Genomic DNA, 17,405 nt, shown 5'->3' with positions numbered 1-17,405 from the left:
CCCTCTAGTTCATTCTGTATTTAGTAAGTTAGCTGCTAGTACTTAGTAATACTTACACCTAGCCGTTGTAACGCCTATGAGAAAAATTCTAACTCTAATAATAAGTGGAATACTTATCAATTCTTGTTCCTCTTCACAAGGAGATTTCACCTATTTAGATATTAATAATAACGAAATATCTAAATCAAAATTCAGACAAAAGAGATCAACGAATCAATATCTAGATATTCAGATTGATTCCTTAAATCAGAAAAAATTAATTGAGAGAACTAAAACCGGAAAACTCGAAAATTTTGAAGCTTATCGTTCCTTAGTCTCCAATAAAACCTCAGTAAAATTAGATAACACTAAGCCTTTAGTAATTATCTATCATCCAGGAAAAGACGCTTGCAATTCGTCGGGATCAGCTACAAAAGAAACACTTAAAAATTGGCATAAAACTTTAGAAGATGGAGTTCAACAATTAAAAGCTAACGCTCCTATTTATCTATATAAGGAAAAAGAGGGTTTAGAAAAATATGATGGAGTACTCAATTGGCATAAAGATCCTGATGGCCTAACTGAAAAACTGTTTTTTAAATATCATTATCCCTGCTCAAGTTTCGTAGTAATTTCTTCAGATGGAGAATATATTTCATATTTTGGAGAATTTAGCAAAGAATATGTTTGGAATGCTATAAATCTAATTTCAAAATAGCATACACGCTACTCTGCTTACAATTCATTCGTTCACCAAACCTCTTCTACCAATAACCTCACAACAGTAGATACCATTTTTACGTAAATTGTGGTTTGAAAATCACCCTATTCGTATATCAATATGTAGGTCGTCTAAAGGGATTAATGCAAATACGATAATCCTATCAATTTCTTTGCGTTTAAATACGCCTTAAATTGTAACTAATGCTAAAGTTTTGAAACATATAAGTTACAATCAGCAATTACCCAATGGCTTCAAAGCGTACAACCACGATCATCAGAATTTTACTTTTTACAGCAACGTTCATCTCTTTATATTTTGTTCCCTGGCCTATTGTAAGTGCCTGGATCAAACCCTTACCAAACACCATTCAAGAGCAAGTGGATAAAGCTACAGACTATGGTTTTGACGGAATTATCGTCTGTATTGATCAAGGCGGAAAAGCGCCTGCCTGGTATACTGCAGGTACGCATAGTAGGGAAACGCAAGAACCGGCTCGTGCCGATGCGTTATTTAAAATTGCAAGCGTGAGTAAATTATACACGGCATTAGCTGTCACCAAATTAGCAAGTAAAGGGCAATTAGATTTAGATCAATCGCTTGCGCATTACTTTCCGGAATTGGCACATCGTATTGAATATGCAGATGAAATAACTATAAAGATGTTGGTAAAACACCGCAGCGGAATACCAAACTTTACAGATATCAATTCGTATTGGGCGCATCCTGAAGACAACAATGAAGAACGTCTGGCTTTAATACTAGATTTACCTGCAGATTTTGCGCCAGATACTGATTACGCCTATTGCAATACTGTAAGCTTCCCCAGACTAGAACTGCTTAATTTTCCAAAACTGGTTTAAAATTATTGTTTTTCATTCTCTTGGGGCTAGCCCCAAGAGAATGGAGTTTTGCGTATTGCACTGGTGCTATTTTGCCCAGTGAGTCATGGGGACGATATTTATTGTAATCTTCCATCCATATTTGAGTTTGCTCCCTTACCTGATCAATATTTTCAAAGATGTACTTGTCGAGGACACCTCTACGATAGGAGCCGTTAAAACGTTCTACAAAAGCATTTTGAGTAGGTTTGCCTGGTTGTATGTATTTAAATTCAATCTCATGCATTTTACTCCATTCAGCAGTAAGGTTTGCTATGAATTCAGGACCGTTGTCCATCCTGATCCGGTTTGGCTTACCTCGTCGGTTGATTAGGTGATTGAGTACCCAGACTACCCGATTACTAGTCAAAGAAAAGTCTACTTCGATGTGTAGTGCCTCTCGGTTAAAATCATCAATAACATTAAAAGATCTAAAGCGTCTCTTGTTTTCTAGAACATCGCTTACGAAATCAATACTCCAAGTATCATTCAATTCTTCAGGAATCTCCAAAGGCTCCTGTATACGCGCGGGCAGGCGCTTCTTTACTTTTCTTCTTAAAGGAAGCCCTAAAGATACATACACCCGGTGTACCCGCTTATGATTCCAAGGCTTTCCTTCGTTACGAATTCGCCAGTAGGCTTTCCAAAAACCCTCTTCGGAATGTTCTTCTGCTTTGTCTCTAAGAGCCTTCTCTATAGGAGTATCATCCTTGGGTAATGGCTTATAATAGTAAACACTTTTACTCATATTAAGCACACGGCACGCCCTACTGATGCCGTAGCGGATAAGTTCTTTAGCTATGGTACGTTTACGGCAGGGCTTTAGAGCTTTTTTTCAATAATCTCTTTAGCCATTTGATGGTCCAGTGCTAAAGAGGCATACATCTGTTTTAGACGGGCGTTTTCAGCTTCAAGTTCCTTAATACGCTTAAGTTCTTTGCTGCTCATACCAGCGTATTTAGAACGCCATTTGTAAAAGGTAGAGGTGCTGACACCGTATTCGCGGCTGATTTCCTCAACACTCTTACCGTTGTCGAACTCCTTTAAAATTTTTGCAATCTGTGTTGGTGTGAATTTGCTTCGTCTCATACTGTTTAAAATTAAGAATTATTACACTTCTAAACAGTTCAGTTTTAAGGGAAGCTTACAATACCAACTATTTACTTTTGTACGAACTCATTAAAAAAGTAACCGGCCAGCCATCATTTTATACTATCAAAAAAGAGATTCTAGAACCTTTAAACCTCAACAACACCTACGGCTCTGTTAACGATGTAGATCTAGACCGAGTAATGAGCGGGTATTATGTGGGCTACGCGCAGGATTTAAAAACCAATGATAACGATCTTATGCTTGCTACAGCTCAAGATCTGGGCGATTTTCTTAGAGCCCTTAATGACGGAAGCGTCTTCAATAATCACAAGGAACGGGATTTGTATGCTTCACTTTATGAATTTGAACACACGGGGTTGATCCCGGGTTATCAAAGCATTGCGAAGTATCATAAAGAATTGGATGCGGTTGTGATTCAGTTTACCAATACTGTGGATTTTGAAGGCTACAACTGGAATCTTTCAAAAGTGATGTACAACAGAGTCGTAAAAATTCTAAAACAGAAATCTTAAAAAAGATCTGCAAACCCTAGATCTGCACCAACTTATTTTAAGATAATAGTTGAAGTTAAGGGCCTGCACGTCTTTAATTTCTGTTACAGACATTGAGATCAGTCTTGTAAAACTTCCTCAAAATGATGCTCGAGAAAAGCGGTATAGTCTTGTAAGGCTTTCGGCACATCTGCATTTTTCTCTACATCGTGAAAGTGCTTAGAATCTAAATGTTCTAATCCTAAAAATTGGTTCATTTTATGAAAACCAAACAACACTCCTTCATCAACAGACTTTTGATCGAAAAATTCACCTGCTAAGGTAAAAGCTTCTTCAGGAGCATTCCAACTCGTAGTGATGATGTACTTTTTACCGTGTAAACTACCTCCCGTTCCATAATTGATGGCAGGATTTTTACGCGTTCTTCCGTCACTCTCGTACATCCCTTTCTGGTGGCCGTGGGTTAGAACCTTGTCCAAGTAGGTTTTAAAACCAAACGGCAGTTGAAACCACCAGATCGGGGTGTGATAAATTATTAAATCTGCCCAAGTAAATTTCTCAACTTCCTTTTGCAGCTCATAGCTTTCCGCAACCTGCGTGGTTCGCACTGTATACCCTTTTTTAGCTGTAAAAAAAGCTTCGGTGGTTTCTAAAAGTGTTTTATTAAAAGCTCCCGGAGAATGCGCAAAGGGATGTCCGCCGTAGAGGATTAAAATATTTTTCATCAGATTGTTTTTTAATTTGGGACAAAATTAGACGCAGACTAACTATTATAAAAATAATATAAATAATAGATTTGTATAAAATTTTTAATAATGGTGAATCTAGAATGGTATCGCACCTTTCGTGCAATTGTTGAGAAGAAAACGCTAACGCGTGCTGCGGAAGCCTTATATGCTTCTCAGCCCGGTGTAAGCGTCCACCTCAATGCCCTAGAGGCTTACGTAGGCAAAAAGCTTTTTGAGCGTACGTCGCGTAAAATGATTCCTACGGAAGAAGGAAAACAACTCTATAATTTTGTAGTGGAAGCCTTAGAGCGCTTAGAGCAAGCCGAGCAGCATTTTAAAAAATCCACTAAAGAAACAGTGCCTTCTTTGCATATAGGAATGTGCAACGAAACATTTCAGACCATTTTAGAGCCAGAAGTTTCAAAACTGCGCTTCAATCTTGTCGCGAAGTTTGGAGGTCATCAAGACTTGATCAAAGACCTCAATAAAGGCCTCCTAGATCTGGTCATAACACCTAAAAAAAACCACGCCAATGCACTGGCAGAGTATGAGGCATTTTCTAAAGAGCGCATTGTGCTGGTTGCAGGATCTAAAACTCCGCTTAACGCAGTAAACAAACTTCTGGAGCAACAAGATCTTAAAGCCTTGTCTGCGCATTTAAAACAGCAGATTTGGTACAGTGCATCTAATGAAATGGATCATTTTAGGAGGTTTTGGTATGATAATTTTAAGTCACGAGCCGACTTTAAACCCAATTACATTTTACCGAACATTGGTTCTATAATCCGCTGTTTAGAAGCAGAAAACGGCTTTGCGATTGTTCCTGATTTTCTGGTGCAAAAAGCGATTGCTAAAGGAAGCATTCACTTGGTTTGGCAGGGGATTAAAGAAAGTGCAAACACCTTATATTTTGCCACCCGAAGTGACCTGCAATACAAAGAAGAAGTAAATACGATCAAAGAGGTTTTTAAGCAAAAAATGCAACCCCATTAAGGTGTTGCATTTCTTTTTTAGTGCTACAAAGCGATATCGAGGTAAGCCTTAGCATTTTTAATCCTTGGGCTATGCCAAAACGTTTCAAGCTAAGATCTGATAAAATTATATACGCCTTTGCCCTCTGCGACTAGAACGGTGTCTTGAAAGGCTTTCATTTTAGTCACCATAATACGATTACCCATACGCACAAGTTTACCTTCAACTGTGAGCGGTTTTGCTTTGGCGCCACGCAGATAATCTATGCGTAAATCAATGGTCGCAAGACTGTCATCTGGTGTTTTAAAATTGGCAACACCAATAGCCCCGCCAACGGAGTCCATTATGGTGGCAATAATGCCTCCGTGCCAACGGTTTTTACGTATGTCGCCAACAAAATCACTTCGATAGGGAACTTCGACTCTGATAAAATCTTGCTCTAGCGTTGTTACTTTTAAGCCTAGAAATTTATGAATAGGTATCTCTTCTTCGGCCAACTTGATCAGTCGCTCTTTGGTTATCGCATCCATATTCTAAAAATACTATTTTTCGCCTCTGGCGGGATAATCATTCTCTAAGATAAAGTCAATAGCTTTAATCAAGGAAGGTAAATAAGGTCTTCCCCAAGGATTGCTGGTGATTGAGGAATAGTAAATTTTATGTTCGCTATCAATTAAAAACAAACCGGGTTCACTAAACAACTCAGGCTCGCCTTCTTTAATGCCTTCGCTTAAATATAAGCCCCATTGTTTGGCGGTTGCTTCAGGTAAATCATAGCCTAAAGTCAGCGCATCAAGTTCCCACTTTTGGCGGGAAAGTCTGGCGCGCTCTTCAGCATCCATACTAACTGCAGCTACTTCCACTCCACGTTCTTTGAAGTCAGGTAGCAAGTTTTGTAATTCTTGTAGATACTTTTTACAAATTGGGCAATGTAGGCCGCGGTAAAATACTACCAACGTAAAATTTTTAGGCTGTTGCCCTTTTAAATTCCACGAATTGGCTCCCAAAATTGGAAATTCTAATTCAGGTGCAAGTTGTTTTGGTGTGGGTCGATTCATAGTCTCTTTTTTAGATTAATAGATGTATCTCAAACTGCTAAAGCCGTGACTTTAGAAATGCCTCAGCTCTAAATTGGCAAAATTACTAGCCCAAATCAGCTAAGCAAAGAACATTTGGTATTAACTACCTTGTTTTATTCTTTCGGCTAAAGCAGCAGATACTTTTCTAAATCTTTAGCCGTAAAAGAGCGCTTGAACTTACTTTTCATTTAAAATAGGATAGCTTTTTCCGAAATCGTTAGCAAAGTACTTTTATTAGTATATTTAAGTATAAAATATACACTTATGAAAATAGTACTACTATCGCTCTTAACACTTATTGCTTTTAATTCGGTAAGCAACGCTCAAGAAGTACAAACCAACGAAAACGGTGAGCCTCCTTTTGAGCCCAATAATCCTTATGTTCACGACCCGGTAATGGCGAAAGATGGTGATACGTATTATGTTTTTGGAACAGGAGTTGGTATTTCGGTGATGTCTTCTAAAGATTTAAAAACCTGGAAAAAGGAAGCGCCTATATTTAGTGAAGTTCCTGAATGGACTAAAGAAGCTTTACCGGGATTTAGCAATCATATTTGGGCTCCAGATATTATTTTTTATCAAGGCAGATACCACATTTTTTATTCCTGTAATGCCAAGCCCGGCAAACCTCACGCTGCTATAGGCCACGCTTCTACTCCAACTTTAGATCCAGAAAGTTCCGATTTTAAATGGACAGACCACGGGAAAATCGTACAATCCGTAATGGGTCGCGACACTTGGCAAGCGATTGATGCAAATGCAATTATTGATGAGAGCGGCACTCCTTGGTTGGCCTTTGGATCGTTTTGGGACGGTATTAAACTTGTAAAATTAAAAGATGATATGAGTGCAATGGCTTGGCCTCAAGAGTGGCATAGTTTAGCCAGAAGGCCTAGTACCCAACAACCTTATGAGTACGAATTGACCGATAGTCAGATAGAAGCTGCATTTTTATATAAACATAATGACTATTATTACCTTTTTGTTTCTCTAGATATGTGTTGCCGCGGCATAAACAGTGATTATAAAATAGCAGTAGGCCGTTCAAAAGAACTTGCCGGTCCATATATTGATCGTGCGGGGTTTACTATGCTCGATGGCAACTGTACCGTGATTGCCGTAGGCGATGGAAAACAGTTTGCTGCGCTCGGTCACAATTCCGTTTATGAGATCGATGGTAAAGATTACTTGTTTGCACACGGGTATTCTATACCTGACGACGGAGAATCAAAACTCATTATTACTCCTATTCATTGGGATAATGACGACTGGCCGATAATTGATATTAATGAGCGAATAGCAAAATAATCATTAAAATTTTCAGATAAGAAATTGCCACCAATTCCAAAACAAGAAATAAATTTTTCGGCTACAACATTCAAAAAAATTAAAGAACAAAGTACGTACACTACGCAACTTGTTAACCTCGGTCTAAGTTGTATTGCATTTGCCTTACTCCTTTTCTTTATTGATTCTAATACAACACCAGTCAACCAAATAACTGTTTGGATAAGTATAATTGCTCTTACTGGAATGGTATTTTATACAATTTCTTATATCTATCAATTCTTTGATTATGAAAAAATAGAAACTTACGACCGAGGTTCAATTACGATTTTGGAAGAAGGGATTCTCATCAATCATAAGGTCCTTGTTAAGTATGCAGCTATTGAATATTTTAGTCTTCATATTGATGCTTATTATGAGCAAAGGATTAATATGGCAATGCGAACACCAATGGAACAAAAAAGTTTAGGCCTAAAGAATACGATTAGCTTTAAAACAGAAACCGGTAAACTCACGCGCTACTTTAAACTTGAAAATAAACTGCGTAAAGAACTTCTAGAACAAATCCTTTTAAACTTGGTAACCACTAACAGATTTTCGAGGTTAGATGCAAAAAGAGCTATTAAACTGATCCCGGTACGTTTCAGAACACATGGTAGGTATAAGGAATTTGTAATTCAACAAATTAAATCAGGTCGCATCAATTGCACAGAAGGCCTACTCCTACACGGTTATTCAAGTGATGCTGAAGCAAAAACGCTCCGGTCAAAATATTGCAATTAGATTATGCATATTTGTCTTTCTAAGACTCATTAAATGCAAGAACAAAATTACTCCCACAAAGGTTGGCAACGTATCCTACTCTTCATACTTCCTTATTTGTTTGTTGTAGGTCTTTTTCAATATGCGGGGTATTTGATCGCAGGCCTTGATATTACTGACCCTCAACCTACAAAGAGTATCAGTCATCAACTCATTATTAGAGTTTTTGATCTCGTTGGTACCCTATTGGTTTTATATTTTTTTATGACCTTTTTAGACAAAAAACCTTTTGTCGCGCTGGGATTTCAAACACACAAACGACAGCGCGAATTCTGGACGGGGATAGCCATTGGATTTCTGATTATGCTCACGGGGTATAGCATCTTGTATTTTTCTAGCGAAATAACGGTAATCGCAACAGATCTAGATGCTACAAAATTGATACAATCATTGGTGTTTTTCAGCATAATTGCTGTGGTTGAAGAAAGCATCTTCCGTGGTTACATCCTGCGTAATTTAATGCTCTCAATGCCTAAATATATTGCGTTGAGTGCTTCGGCTTTGGTTTTTGCTTTGATGCACGCCTTCAATCCTAACGTGAGCGGCTTTGCGCTTTTCAATATCTTTTTAGCGGGAATTCTCTTAGGCCTTTCGTATGTGCACACTAAAAATCTTTGGTTCCCGATCGCTTTGCATCTCAGCTGGAATCTTTTTCAATCGCTCTTCGGCTTTAACGTGAGCGGTCAAGGATTCTATTCCGTAGTAAAAATTCAGGTAGATCAGGCAAATGGGCTAAATGGAGGCGCTTTTGGTTTTGAAGGTTCGTATATTGCTGTCATTGCACAATTAATTACCATTGCTGCGATCGCGATATATTATAATTCAAAAAGAAAAACGGATGCCGTCACAACATCAACAACCCAATACTAAAAAACAAAAATCATTGCTTTTGCTAGCGGTCTCTTTTCTATTAGGCTATGCACTGTTTTCAAATTGGGATATGCTCAAACAGCTGCTTACCGGTTTTTAATACCGGCCGAAGCACTTACCGTCAGCAAAATGTACAATGTTATTTTGGCAAAAAGAATAACCGTATCTTTGCCGCTTATAACACTATATGACATTTAAAGATTTAGGTCTTATTGACCCCATCCTTAAGGCATTGACTGACAAAGGATATACCCACCCTACCCCAATTCAACAGCAAGCGATACCCATACTTTTAAAAGGAAAAGATCTTTTGGGTTCTGCGCAAACCGGTACCGGAAAAACCGCAGCTTTTACCATTCCTATCCTGCAACAGATCTACAACGGTATTGGTGCTAAAAAAGGGGGACGAAAGCTCAAAGCGCTTATCGTTACACCTACACGTGAACTCGCCATACAAATTGATGATAACGTCACCGAGTACAGCAAATACACGGGGATTAAAAGTACCGTGATTTTTGGGGGTGTTAAACAAGCCTCGCAAGTTTTGGCTATGCGTAAAGGCGTTGACGTGCTCACTGCTACTCCCGGTCGCTTATTAGATTTAGTAAAACAAGGGTTTATAGATCTGGGAAGCATTGAATATCTGGTGCTTGATGAGGCAGACCAGATGCTAGATATGGGATTTATTCACGACATTAAAAAAATTCTGAAGCTTGTACCGCACAAACGTCAATCTTTGTTCTTATCGGCAACAATGCCCAGAGAAATCGTTGATCTTTCAAAACTAATTCTGGGCGATTTTGAAAAAGTTACCATCGCTCCGGAAAAACCCACTGCAGAACGTGTAGATCAGGCGGTATATTTTGTGGGAAAACGTAATAAAGCTAATCTGCTAAAATTTATTATTGAAACCGAAAAACCTCAGTCGCTGTTGGTTTTTTCGCGTACCAAGCACGGTGCCAATAAAATCGTTAAAGTTCTAGATAAGGCCGGAATTCAATCAGCTGCGATTCACGGAAATAAATCACAAGGGGCGCGACAAAAAGCATTGAATGATTTTAAAGATGGAAAATTGCACGTTCTCGTCGCTACTGATATCGCTGCTCGCGGAATTGATGTTTCTGAGCTCGAGCTCGTTATTCAATATGATCTGCCTAATGTGCCCGAAACTTATGTACACCGCATTGGTCGTACCGGAAGAGCTAAAGCCAGCGGAATTGCAATTTCGTTCTGCGCAACTGATGAGCGCCCATATTTAAAGGATATTGAAAAACTCATCAAACAAAAAGTGCACGTGGTAACAGAGCATCCGTTTTTAAGCAATGAAGCTTCTGAAGCAGGCCAGATGAAAGGTGGTGATGCGCCAGAGCAGCCTAAACGCAACAATCGTAACCGTTCTAGAAACCGCAACAAACCTAAAGGTCAGAACAACAACGGACCAAAAAAGCAGACTGCCCGAAAACCTAACAAACGTTTTGGCAGCAAGCCAAAGACTGAATAAACGAGCGCAGAAAATGCCACGCGATTGACAGTATCAATGAAATCCGTTTTAGTAATTCTAGAACGGATTTTTTATTCGATCTACTTTTAGACCTTCAGCAAAAACAACTTTAGATTTCTAACTTTTCCTTTAAATTCTAACGATTATTTAACAGCAAGTGCATCGCATTCTTGGCTATCTTTAATCGTAAATTAATTGATTATTTATTATGAAAAAATACCTTGTATTTAGCTTTTTAGCTACAATACTTTTTACCGCCTGCGATGATACCCGTAAAGCAATGCACGATGAATACTTAGAATTTGTAATGCATACAGACAGTCTTGAAACCGTGCACGAAGCTATGGTTGTATCTCACGAAGCTGTAAAAGCAGATACACGTACGCTGGCGCAAAAACTTAAAGATGTTGAGGCCACAGACTCTATCGCAATGACTGATGTACAGGAACATCAAATGCAATTGAAAGCGCAAGCGACCAGCCTCGCTAAACTCAAAAAATTGATTGAAAGCCACGCCGATGTAAAGGGTTACTTTATGTCAGACAGCATTTCGGTGGAGCAAATGGAGCAACAACTATTGGATATGGAAGCCAATAACGAAGAGATCGCTGCTCGTTTAAACCAGATCAAAACCGAATTACAAAAAATTGAAGCAGAGCAAGAGATCCTAAAAAATCAGGATTCTGAAGAATAACAAATTATAACACCTGTATTTTTCGATTTTCTAAAAAATAACTGGCAATAACTACAAGTCCGTTGAAATTGTTTTTAACGGACTTTTTTATGGCGCAACAGCCACTTTTCAGCATTAAAAAAGAGGAGTTTTTAGTAACTTCAAAGATTTAATCATTCCACATCAATAGAATTTCAATTCATGCTGAAAAACATTTTCACGCTACTAAGTATTAGCATTTTAAGCCTCTCACAGGTTTTTAGTCAAGAAGACAACAAAGACCCTAAAGCCTGGACTCCAGAAGATATTGTTTACACTGAGTCTATGCGCTCGCCTGTTTTTTCGCCAGACGGTACTATGGTCGTCTGGAGCAAAAGCAAAGCGGTAAAGAAAAAAGACCGTTTTGTTGCTGATCTTTATTTGACGCGTCTAAATATCAAAGAAGACGACTCCTTTCTCACTACCCAACTTACCTACGGTGACGATAGCGATTATAGCTATACATTCTCTAAAGATGGAAAATCACTATATTTTTTGAGTTCGCGAGACAAAGGCAAAAAACTTTGGAAACTTAGCCTTTACGGAGGCGAAGCCGAAGAAATCCACGAGTTTGACAACGGGATCTCGAGCATTCAGCTTAAAGATGAAAACACCTTGTTCTTCACTGCTAAAAACGGAAAAACATTATACGATCTCGAAGCAGAAGAAAAAGAAGATGATGTTCAGATCATTGAAGATTCGCTGCACTGGCAGCCAAGTCACATTTATGCATTTGATCTTAAAGAAGACCAAATTACCAGAATCACCGATAATGAAAAACCCATACGCAGCTACCAACTTTCACACGATGGCCATTGGTTATATTATACCATCACACGCAGTTTAAGCTACGGCGCAGATGCACAGAAAGATCCGTACAGCTATCTTGTGAACCTTAAAACAGGCGCCAAAAAGCAGATCTTACAAGACTTTGAATTCCCTATTTATGACATACAATTCACGGCTGACGATAGCGGTTTTTATTTCGGTACCGGCTTTTCTTCAGATCCGGAATGGAATGGCGCCGGGATCACCGAACTGTATTATTACGATTTGGCTTCGGCAAAAGCGACCAAAGTTGATCTTGATTGGGAACTTGGTGTAGGTGGCGGCTATACCGTGGCAGGGAATGACGTGATCGTTTCATTAGCCAATAAAGCCACAATGAAGCTTGCCTATTACACCAAAAAAGGAACGAGCTGGTCACGCTCTGAAATGGATTTTGATGACAAAAATGAGCACGTAAGTCTCAATGCAATTGCAGACGATGCTTCTAAGATCATATACTCCTACTCTACCGCTTCAAAACTTCCGCAGTACCTGATCGCAGATCTTAAAAAAGCTAAAGTTAGCAACGAAGAAACGTTCATCAAGCTGAACAAAAAACTTGAAAAAAAGTATATGCCTAAAAGCGAAATTATGACGTGGACGGGTTACAACGGTGATGAAGTAACCGGGATCTTATACTACCCTAACAATTATGAGGAAGGAAAAAAATATCCCTTGATGCTCAATATTCACGGCGGCCCATCAAGTCAAGATACCGATGAATGGTCGGGCAGCTGGGCGTATTACCCTTCGATTTTAACGCAAAAAAATATGTTTGTATTGATGCCCAACTATCACGGTTCAACCAATCACGGACTAGAATATACCGAAGCGATAAAGGGCAATTATTACGAACCTGAATTAGAAGACATCACTAAAGGGATCGACAAACTTGTTTCCGAAGGTAAAGTAGATCGGGATCAAATGGGAACTATGGGTTGGTCTAACGGTGCGATCATCACAACGATGCTTACAGTCAAATATCCTGATATGTTTAAAGTTGCTGCGCCGGGCGCCGGCGATGTGAATTGGACGTCTGATTTTGGTACTTGCCAGTTTGGGGTGAGTTTTGACCAAAGTTATTTTGGCGGTGCGCCTTGGGATGATACCAACGGCAAAAACTACAATGAGAATTACCTCATCAAATCGCCGCTTTTTGAGATTGAAAAGATTAAAACGCCGACTATCATTTTCCACGGAAGTGAAGACCGCGCGGTGCCACGTGATCAGGGGTGGGAATATTACCGCGGCTTACAGCAAGTAGGCAAAACGCCGGTGAAATTTTTATGGTTTCCCGGGCAGCCTCACGGCTTAGGAAAGATCACGCACCAGCTGCGTAAAATGAAAGAAGAAATCGCGTGGATTGATACCTACCTATTTGATAAAAAACCTACAAATAACGAAGCATTCAAAGAAGATAGTCCGCTGGCGGAAATATTTAAACTTGAAGAAGCGCAACAAGAAAACGGACTGTATGGAGTTTTAAATAAAGGAATGCTGATTCCGGAGACGGTTTCAGTTAAAGAGGATTCCATCAGTTTAGGGCGTTTTGAAATTACTAATGCACAGTTTAAGGTATTCAAAGAAGCTTTCTCTTTTGATACCGGAAAAGACAATTATCCGGCCGTGGTTACCAAAACCGAAGCCGAAAATTACGTGGCTTGGCTTTCTCAACAAACCGGAACCACCTATCGCTTACCCAATGCTAAAGAAGCTGAAAAACTTCAGCAAAAAGCAGCAAAAAGTTCTAAAGGTCAAAACAACCTGAATACTTGGGCGGGATACGACCTCACCGCAGATGATGCTGACCTATTACTTCAAAAAGTCAACAGCTTAAACTATTCCCTTTTAAAGCCGGTAGGTTCTAATAAAAGTGTAAAAGTTGGCGATGTAACAATCTATGATCTGGGAGGAAATGTCGCAGAGTACAGTACCACAGGAACTTACGATTACAGTGCCTATGATTTTGCTGATCCGTATGATCAGAAACCGGTAAAGAGTGAGCACGTAGGCTTTCGAGTAGTAAAAGAATAAATAAAACGCAGTTATAAGGCATTCGTTAGAATCAACTATTAAATGTTAGGCAAGCCAAAGGGTTTGATATCCTTTGGCGACGCCAATAAATTTTATCAATCAAATCATGAAAATCACAAAGTACTTTTTAAACTTCATTGTTGGGACAGTTTCAGTCACGGCGGTGGCACAGATCAATCAGACAGATACCCGATTAATGAGCGAACCGGCCATTAGCGATAGCCATATCGCATTTATCTATGCCGAAGATCTTTGGGTTGCTAATCGTAATGGATCTCAACCAAGACGCCTGACCATCGACGAAGGCGTAGAATCTAATCCTATTTTTTCACCAGACGGTAAAACAATTGCTTTCAGTGCAGAATATGATGGCAATATGGATATTTTCAGCGTGCCGGTTACCGGTGGTGTCCCTACTCGATTAACCTATCATCCGTATCCGGATATCGCTAGGGATTTTACACCTGACGGAAAAAAGGTTGTTTTTGCCTCGCAGCGTACCTTATTTACCAATCGCTATACTTCGCTGTTTACAGTGGCTCTAGATGGTGGTCCGGTTTCAGAATTAGAGATTCCTAACGCATATTGGGCAAGCTATTCTGATGATGGAAAGTACATCGCATATACGCCAATTCCTGATCGTTTCAACCAATGGAAGCACTACCGCGGCGGAACGCAAACCCGCATTTATATCTACGATACTGCAACGCAAGAGGTGGTAGAAATCCCAAAACCGGCAGCAGGAAGCAACGATGCGCAACCGGAGTTTGTTGGGAATACTGTTTATTTTAGAAGCGATCGTGATGGAGAATTCAACCTCTACGCTTATGATGTGGCTTCAAAACAAGTGAGTAAGTTGACCGACTTTCAAGATTTTGGTCTGGAAGATTTAGAAGCAAGTAGCGATGGAACGTTGATTTTAGAGCAAGCCGGATACTTGCACAATTTTAATTCTTCCACCCAAAAAATCACCAAGCTCAAAATAGGAATAGCAACCGATTTATTAGAGCTACGTCCGCGTTTTGTAAGCGGTAATTATTATGTGCGTAGCGGTGGTATTTCGCCTTCCGGAGCGCGTGTGGTGGCCGATTTTAGAGGAGAAATTGTAACGCTTCCTTCAGAAAAGGGAGATATGGTTAATCTTACTCAAACTCCCGGAGTTCACGAGACCTTTCCTAAATGGTCGCCGGATAGCAAGCATATTGCTTATTTTTCTGATGCCAGCGGCGAGTATGCGCTGCATATAAAAGATCAAAACAGCACCGATGCTGCCAAAGCGATCGCCCTTGAAGGAACCGGATTTTATGCGCACTTGCACTGGTCTCCAGATAGTGAAAAAATCGCTTACGTAGATAATGGTAGAAACTTATACATCACCACGATTGCGACTGGTAAAACCCAAAAAATAGCTCAAGATGTATTGTATCAGCCGGGCGATTACCGGGATTTATTCGGAAGCTGGTCTGCTGATGGAAATTGGCTCGCTTACACCTTAATCACCAATACCAACTTTGAACAGGCGTATGTGTATTCGCTTAGCGAAAACAAGTCTTATCCCATTTCAGACGGCTTATCTAACGTAACCGAACCTACCTTTGACCCTAGCGGAAAGTACCTCTACCTCACTGCTTCTACCGATGCCGGCCCTGTGGTGAACTGGTTTGATCAGTCTAATCAAGATATGACCTCATCAAATGCTTTGTATTTAATAACGCTTCAAAAAGAGGTGAAATCGCCTTTTGCCAAAGAAAATGATGTTGAAAAAATCGCCGAAGCTGAAGAAGAACAAAAGGAAGATAAAAAAGAGGAAAGTGTGCCGACTTTAAAAATTGATTGGGACGGTATTATGGATCGTATGGTTTCGGTACCGGTAGGCACAGGCAATTTTATGTCGCTTGCTGCTCCTAAAGAAGGAATGCTGTACTACATTTCTTATCCTTCCTATGATGCTCCTGCGATGTTGCATCTGTACAATTTAGGCGAACAAAAAGACGAAGAACTTTTTGAGGTAGATTCCTTTGAGATTTCAGCGAGCGGAGAGAAAATGATGTATTACAGTAATGGAAGCTGGTTTGTTTCTGACACCGGAAAAAAATCAGATCAAGGTCCGTTGGCTTTTGATGCGATCAAGGTTAAGATCGACCCTAAACAAGAATGGGAAAACATATTTAATGAAGCCTGGCGCGTGAATCGCGATTACTTCTATGACCCGGGAATGCACGGCGTAGACTGGGATGCGATGAAAGAAAAATACAGCGTATTCCTTCCTGATGTTCCTTCAAAAAGCGACCTCTACCGCGTGATGAGTTGGATGTTTGCCGAGCTTTCAGTTGGGCATCATCGTTTTGACTACCGAGGTGATTCTCGTGTAGAAAAAGAAAACATCAACGGTGGTTTACTAGGTGCTGATTTTGAGATCAAAAACAACCGTTACCAGATCACTAAAATCTACGGTGGACTCAATTGGAATCCAGATCTGCGTTCTCCACTTACCGAACCCGGTGTAAATGCTAGCGAAGGCGATTATATCATCAAGGTAAACGGAAAAGAAGTATCCGGCGAAGACAATCTCTACCGCTTTTTTGAAAATAAAGCCGGAGATATTGTGACCCTTACCTTGTCTAGCAATGCCAATGGAAGCAATGCACATGACGAAGAAGTAACCACGATCGCTTCAGAACGTGCGTTACGCAATCGCGATTGGGTAGAAGGCAACATTAAGAAAGTGAACGAAGCCACAGACGGCCAGGTAGCTTATGTCTATGTACCGAATACCGCAACAGCAGGCCACGAGTATTTTAAACGCTACTTCTATCCGCAGGCAGATAAAAAAGCGATTATTGTTGACGAGCGCTTTAATGGTGGTGGTCAACTGGCAGATTATGTCATCGACCTGTTAAATAAGCCGATGCAGAGTTATTGGAATTTCAGATATGGTAAGGATATGAAAGCACCTAGCGCTTCTATTCAGGGACCCAAAGTGATGGTTATTGATGAAACAGCAGGTTCGGGAGGAGATTATTTGCCCTATTTATTCCGAAGAAATAAACTAGGAACGCTGGTAGGAAAACGTACCTGGGGCGGACTCGTGGGCGTTTTAGGCTATCCTGAATTCATCGATGGCGGTTATGTGACTGCGCCTAACGTGGCCTTTTACAATGAAGAAGGCTTCGGAATTGAAAATGTAGGCACACCACCAGATGTTGAAGTGGAGCAAACTCCAAAAGACGTGATCGCCGGTAAAGATCCACAGTTAGAAAAAGCGATCGAGATCATCTTGCAGCAGCTTGATGAAAATCCGCCGAAGTCGCTTACTACTCCGGAATATCCCGATAAGACCAAAAATTAAATTCATCTCGGGTGTTCTTGTTCAAGTAAAATAGCCAA

At 40.0% G+C, this 17,405-nt stretch carries 15 protein-coding genes; 11 read left to right on the top strand and 4 right to left on the bottom strand.

The features are described from left to right. The first annotated feature begins 76 nt into the window (after positions 1-76). Both LDL79_RS13515 and LDL79_RS13510 read left to right on the top strand, forming a co-directional pair. Positions 77-697: a hypothetical protein gene (locus LDL79_RS13515; protein WP_225598079.1), complete on the top strand. Its 621-nt coding sequence runs from the start codon at positions 77-79 to the stop codon at positions 695-697. Between the two features lie 251 nt (positions 698-948). Continuing rightward, positions 949-1,563 carry a serine hydrolase domain-containing protein gene (locus LDL79_RS13510; protein WP_225598078.1) on the top strand — a complete coding sequence of 205 codons (615 nt, stop codon included), beginning with the start codon at positions 949-951 and terminating at the stop codon, positions 1,561-1,563. On the opposite strand, the gene LDL79_RS13505 is transcribed toward LDL79_RS13510, so the two are convergent. Beyond that, a protein-coding gene (locus LDL79_RS13505) for an IS3-like element ISLbl2 family transposase (RefSeq protein ID WP_225598077.1) occupies positions 1,541-2,670 on the bottom strand; the annotation gives its coding sequence in 2 pieces (ribosomal slippage) (positions 1,541-2,409 and positions 2,409-2,670; 1,131 coding nt in all). The genes LDL79_RS13510 and LDL79_RS13505 overlap by 23 nt on opposite strands. Between LDL79_RS13505 and LDL79_RS13500 the strand changes: the two genes are divergently transcribed. Further along, entirely contained in the window at positions 2,655-3,206 is a 552-nt protein-coding gene (locus LDL79_RS13500) for a serine hydrolase (protein WP_317197770.1), read from the top strand. The genes LDL79_RS13505 and LDL79_RS13500 overlap by 16 nt on opposite strands. A 98-nt stretch (positions 3,207-3,304) precedes the next feature. Here LDL79_RS13500 and LDL79_RS13495 read toward each other — a convergent pair whose 3' ends face one another. Beyond that, on the bottom strand, positions 3,305-3,910 hold the full coding sequence (locus tag LDL79_RS13495; RefSeq protein ID WP_225598076.1) for an NAD(P)H-dependent oxidoreductase: 606 nt from the start codon (positions 3,908-3,910) through the stop codon (positions 3,305-3,307). Between the two features lie 90 nt (positions 3,911-4,000). Between LDL79_RS13495 and LDL79_RS13490 the strand changes: the two genes are divergently transcribed. Next, positions 4,001-4,906, top strand: coding sequence for a LysR family transcriptional regulator (locus tag LDL79_RS13490; RefSeq protein ID WP_225598075.1), 906 nt, complete (start codon positions 4,001-4,003; stop codon positions 4,904-4,906). A gap of 89 nt (positions 4,907-4,995) precedes the next feature. Here LDL79_RS13490 and LDL79_RS13485 read toward each other — a convergent pair whose 3' ends face one another. Together LDL79_RS13485 and LDL79_RS13480 are read right to left on the bottom strand one after the other, a co-directional pair. Beyond that, positions 4,996-5,415: a hotdog fold thioesterase gene (locus LDL79_RS13485; RefSeq protein ID WP_225598074.1), complete on the bottom strand. Its 420-nt coding sequence runs from the start codon at positions 5,413-5,415 to the stop codon at positions 4,996-4,998. A 12-nt stretch (positions 5,416-5,427) separates the two neighbouring features. Beyond that, positions 5,428-5,943 (bottom strand): peroxiredoxin-like family protein, encoded by a 516-nt coding sequence (locus LDL79_RS13480; protein ID WP_225598073.1) that lies wholly within the window; start codon positions 5,941-5,943, stop codon positions 5,428-5,430. A 285-nt stretch (positions 5,944-6,228) separates the two neighbouring features. Between LDL79_RS13480 and LDL79_RS13475 the strand changes: the two genes are divergently transcribed. The 7 genes from LDL79_RS13475 (at position 6,229) to LDL79_RS13445 (ending at position 17,367) form a co-directional block, all read left to right on the top strand. Continuing rightward, positions 6,229-7,272, top strand: a complete 1,044-nt coding sequence (locus LDL79_RS13475) for an arabinan endo-1,5-alpha-L-arabinosidase (protein ID WP_225598072.1) — start codon at positions 6,229-6,231, stop codon at positions 7,270-7,272. Positions 7,273-7,296: 24 nt separating this feature from the next. Continuing rightward, the gene (locus LDL79_RS13470; RefSeq protein ID WP_225598071.1) at positions 7,297-8,034 is read left to right on the top strand and encodes a hypothetical protein; all 738 of its coding nucleotides are present in this window, start codon (positions 7,297-7,299) and stop codon (positions 8,032-8,034) included. A 33-nt stretch (positions 8,035-8,067) separates the two neighbouring features. Beyond that, positions 8,068-8,943: a CPBP family intramembrane glutamic endopeptidase gene (locus tag LDL79_RS13465; protein ID WP_225598070.1), complete on the top strand. Its 876-nt coding sequence runs from the start codon at positions 8,068-8,070 to the stop codon at positions 8,941-8,943. A gap of 187 nt (positions 8,944-9,130) precedes the next feature. Further along, positions 9,131-10,444 carry a DEAD/DEAH box helicase gene (locus tag LDL79_RS13460; RefSeq protein ID WP_225598069.1) on the top strand — a complete coding sequence of 438 codons (1,314 nt, stop codon included), beginning with the start codon at positions 9,131-9,133 and terminating at the stop codon, positions 10,442-10,444. 208 nt (positions 10,445-10,652) lie between these two features. Further along, positions 10,653-11,138: a hypothetical protein gene (locus tag LDL79_RS13455; RefSeq protein WP_225598068.1), complete on the top strand. Its 486-nt coding sequence runs from the start codon at positions 10,653-10,655 to the stop codon at positions 11,136-11,138. Positions 11,139-11,318: 180 nt separating this feature from the next. Further along, positions 11,319-14,018 (top strand): prolyl oligopeptidase family serine peptidase, encoded by a 2,700-nt coding sequence (locus LDL79_RS13450; RefSeq protein WP_225598067.1) that lies wholly within the window; start codon positions 11,319-11,321, stop codon positions 14,016-14,018. Between the two features lie 106 nt (positions 14,019-14,124). Continuing rightward, positions 14,125-17,367, top strand: a complete 3,243-nt coding sequence (locus LDL79_RS13445) for a S41 family peptidase (RefSeq protein ID WP_225598066.1) — start codon at positions 14,125-14,127, stop codon at positions 17,365-17,367. Positions 17,368-17,405 lie beyond the last annotated feature (38 nt).

The sequence above is a fragment of the Leeuwenhoekiella palythoae genome, from assembly GCF_020310025.1.
In the GTDB taxonomy this organism is placed as follows: domain Bacteria; phylum Bacteroidota; class Bacteroidia; order Flavobacteriales; family Flavobacteriaceae; genus Leeuwenhoekiella; species Leeuwenhoekiella palythoae.
This window is presented reverse-complemented; position numbering and strand designations above follow the sequence as displayed.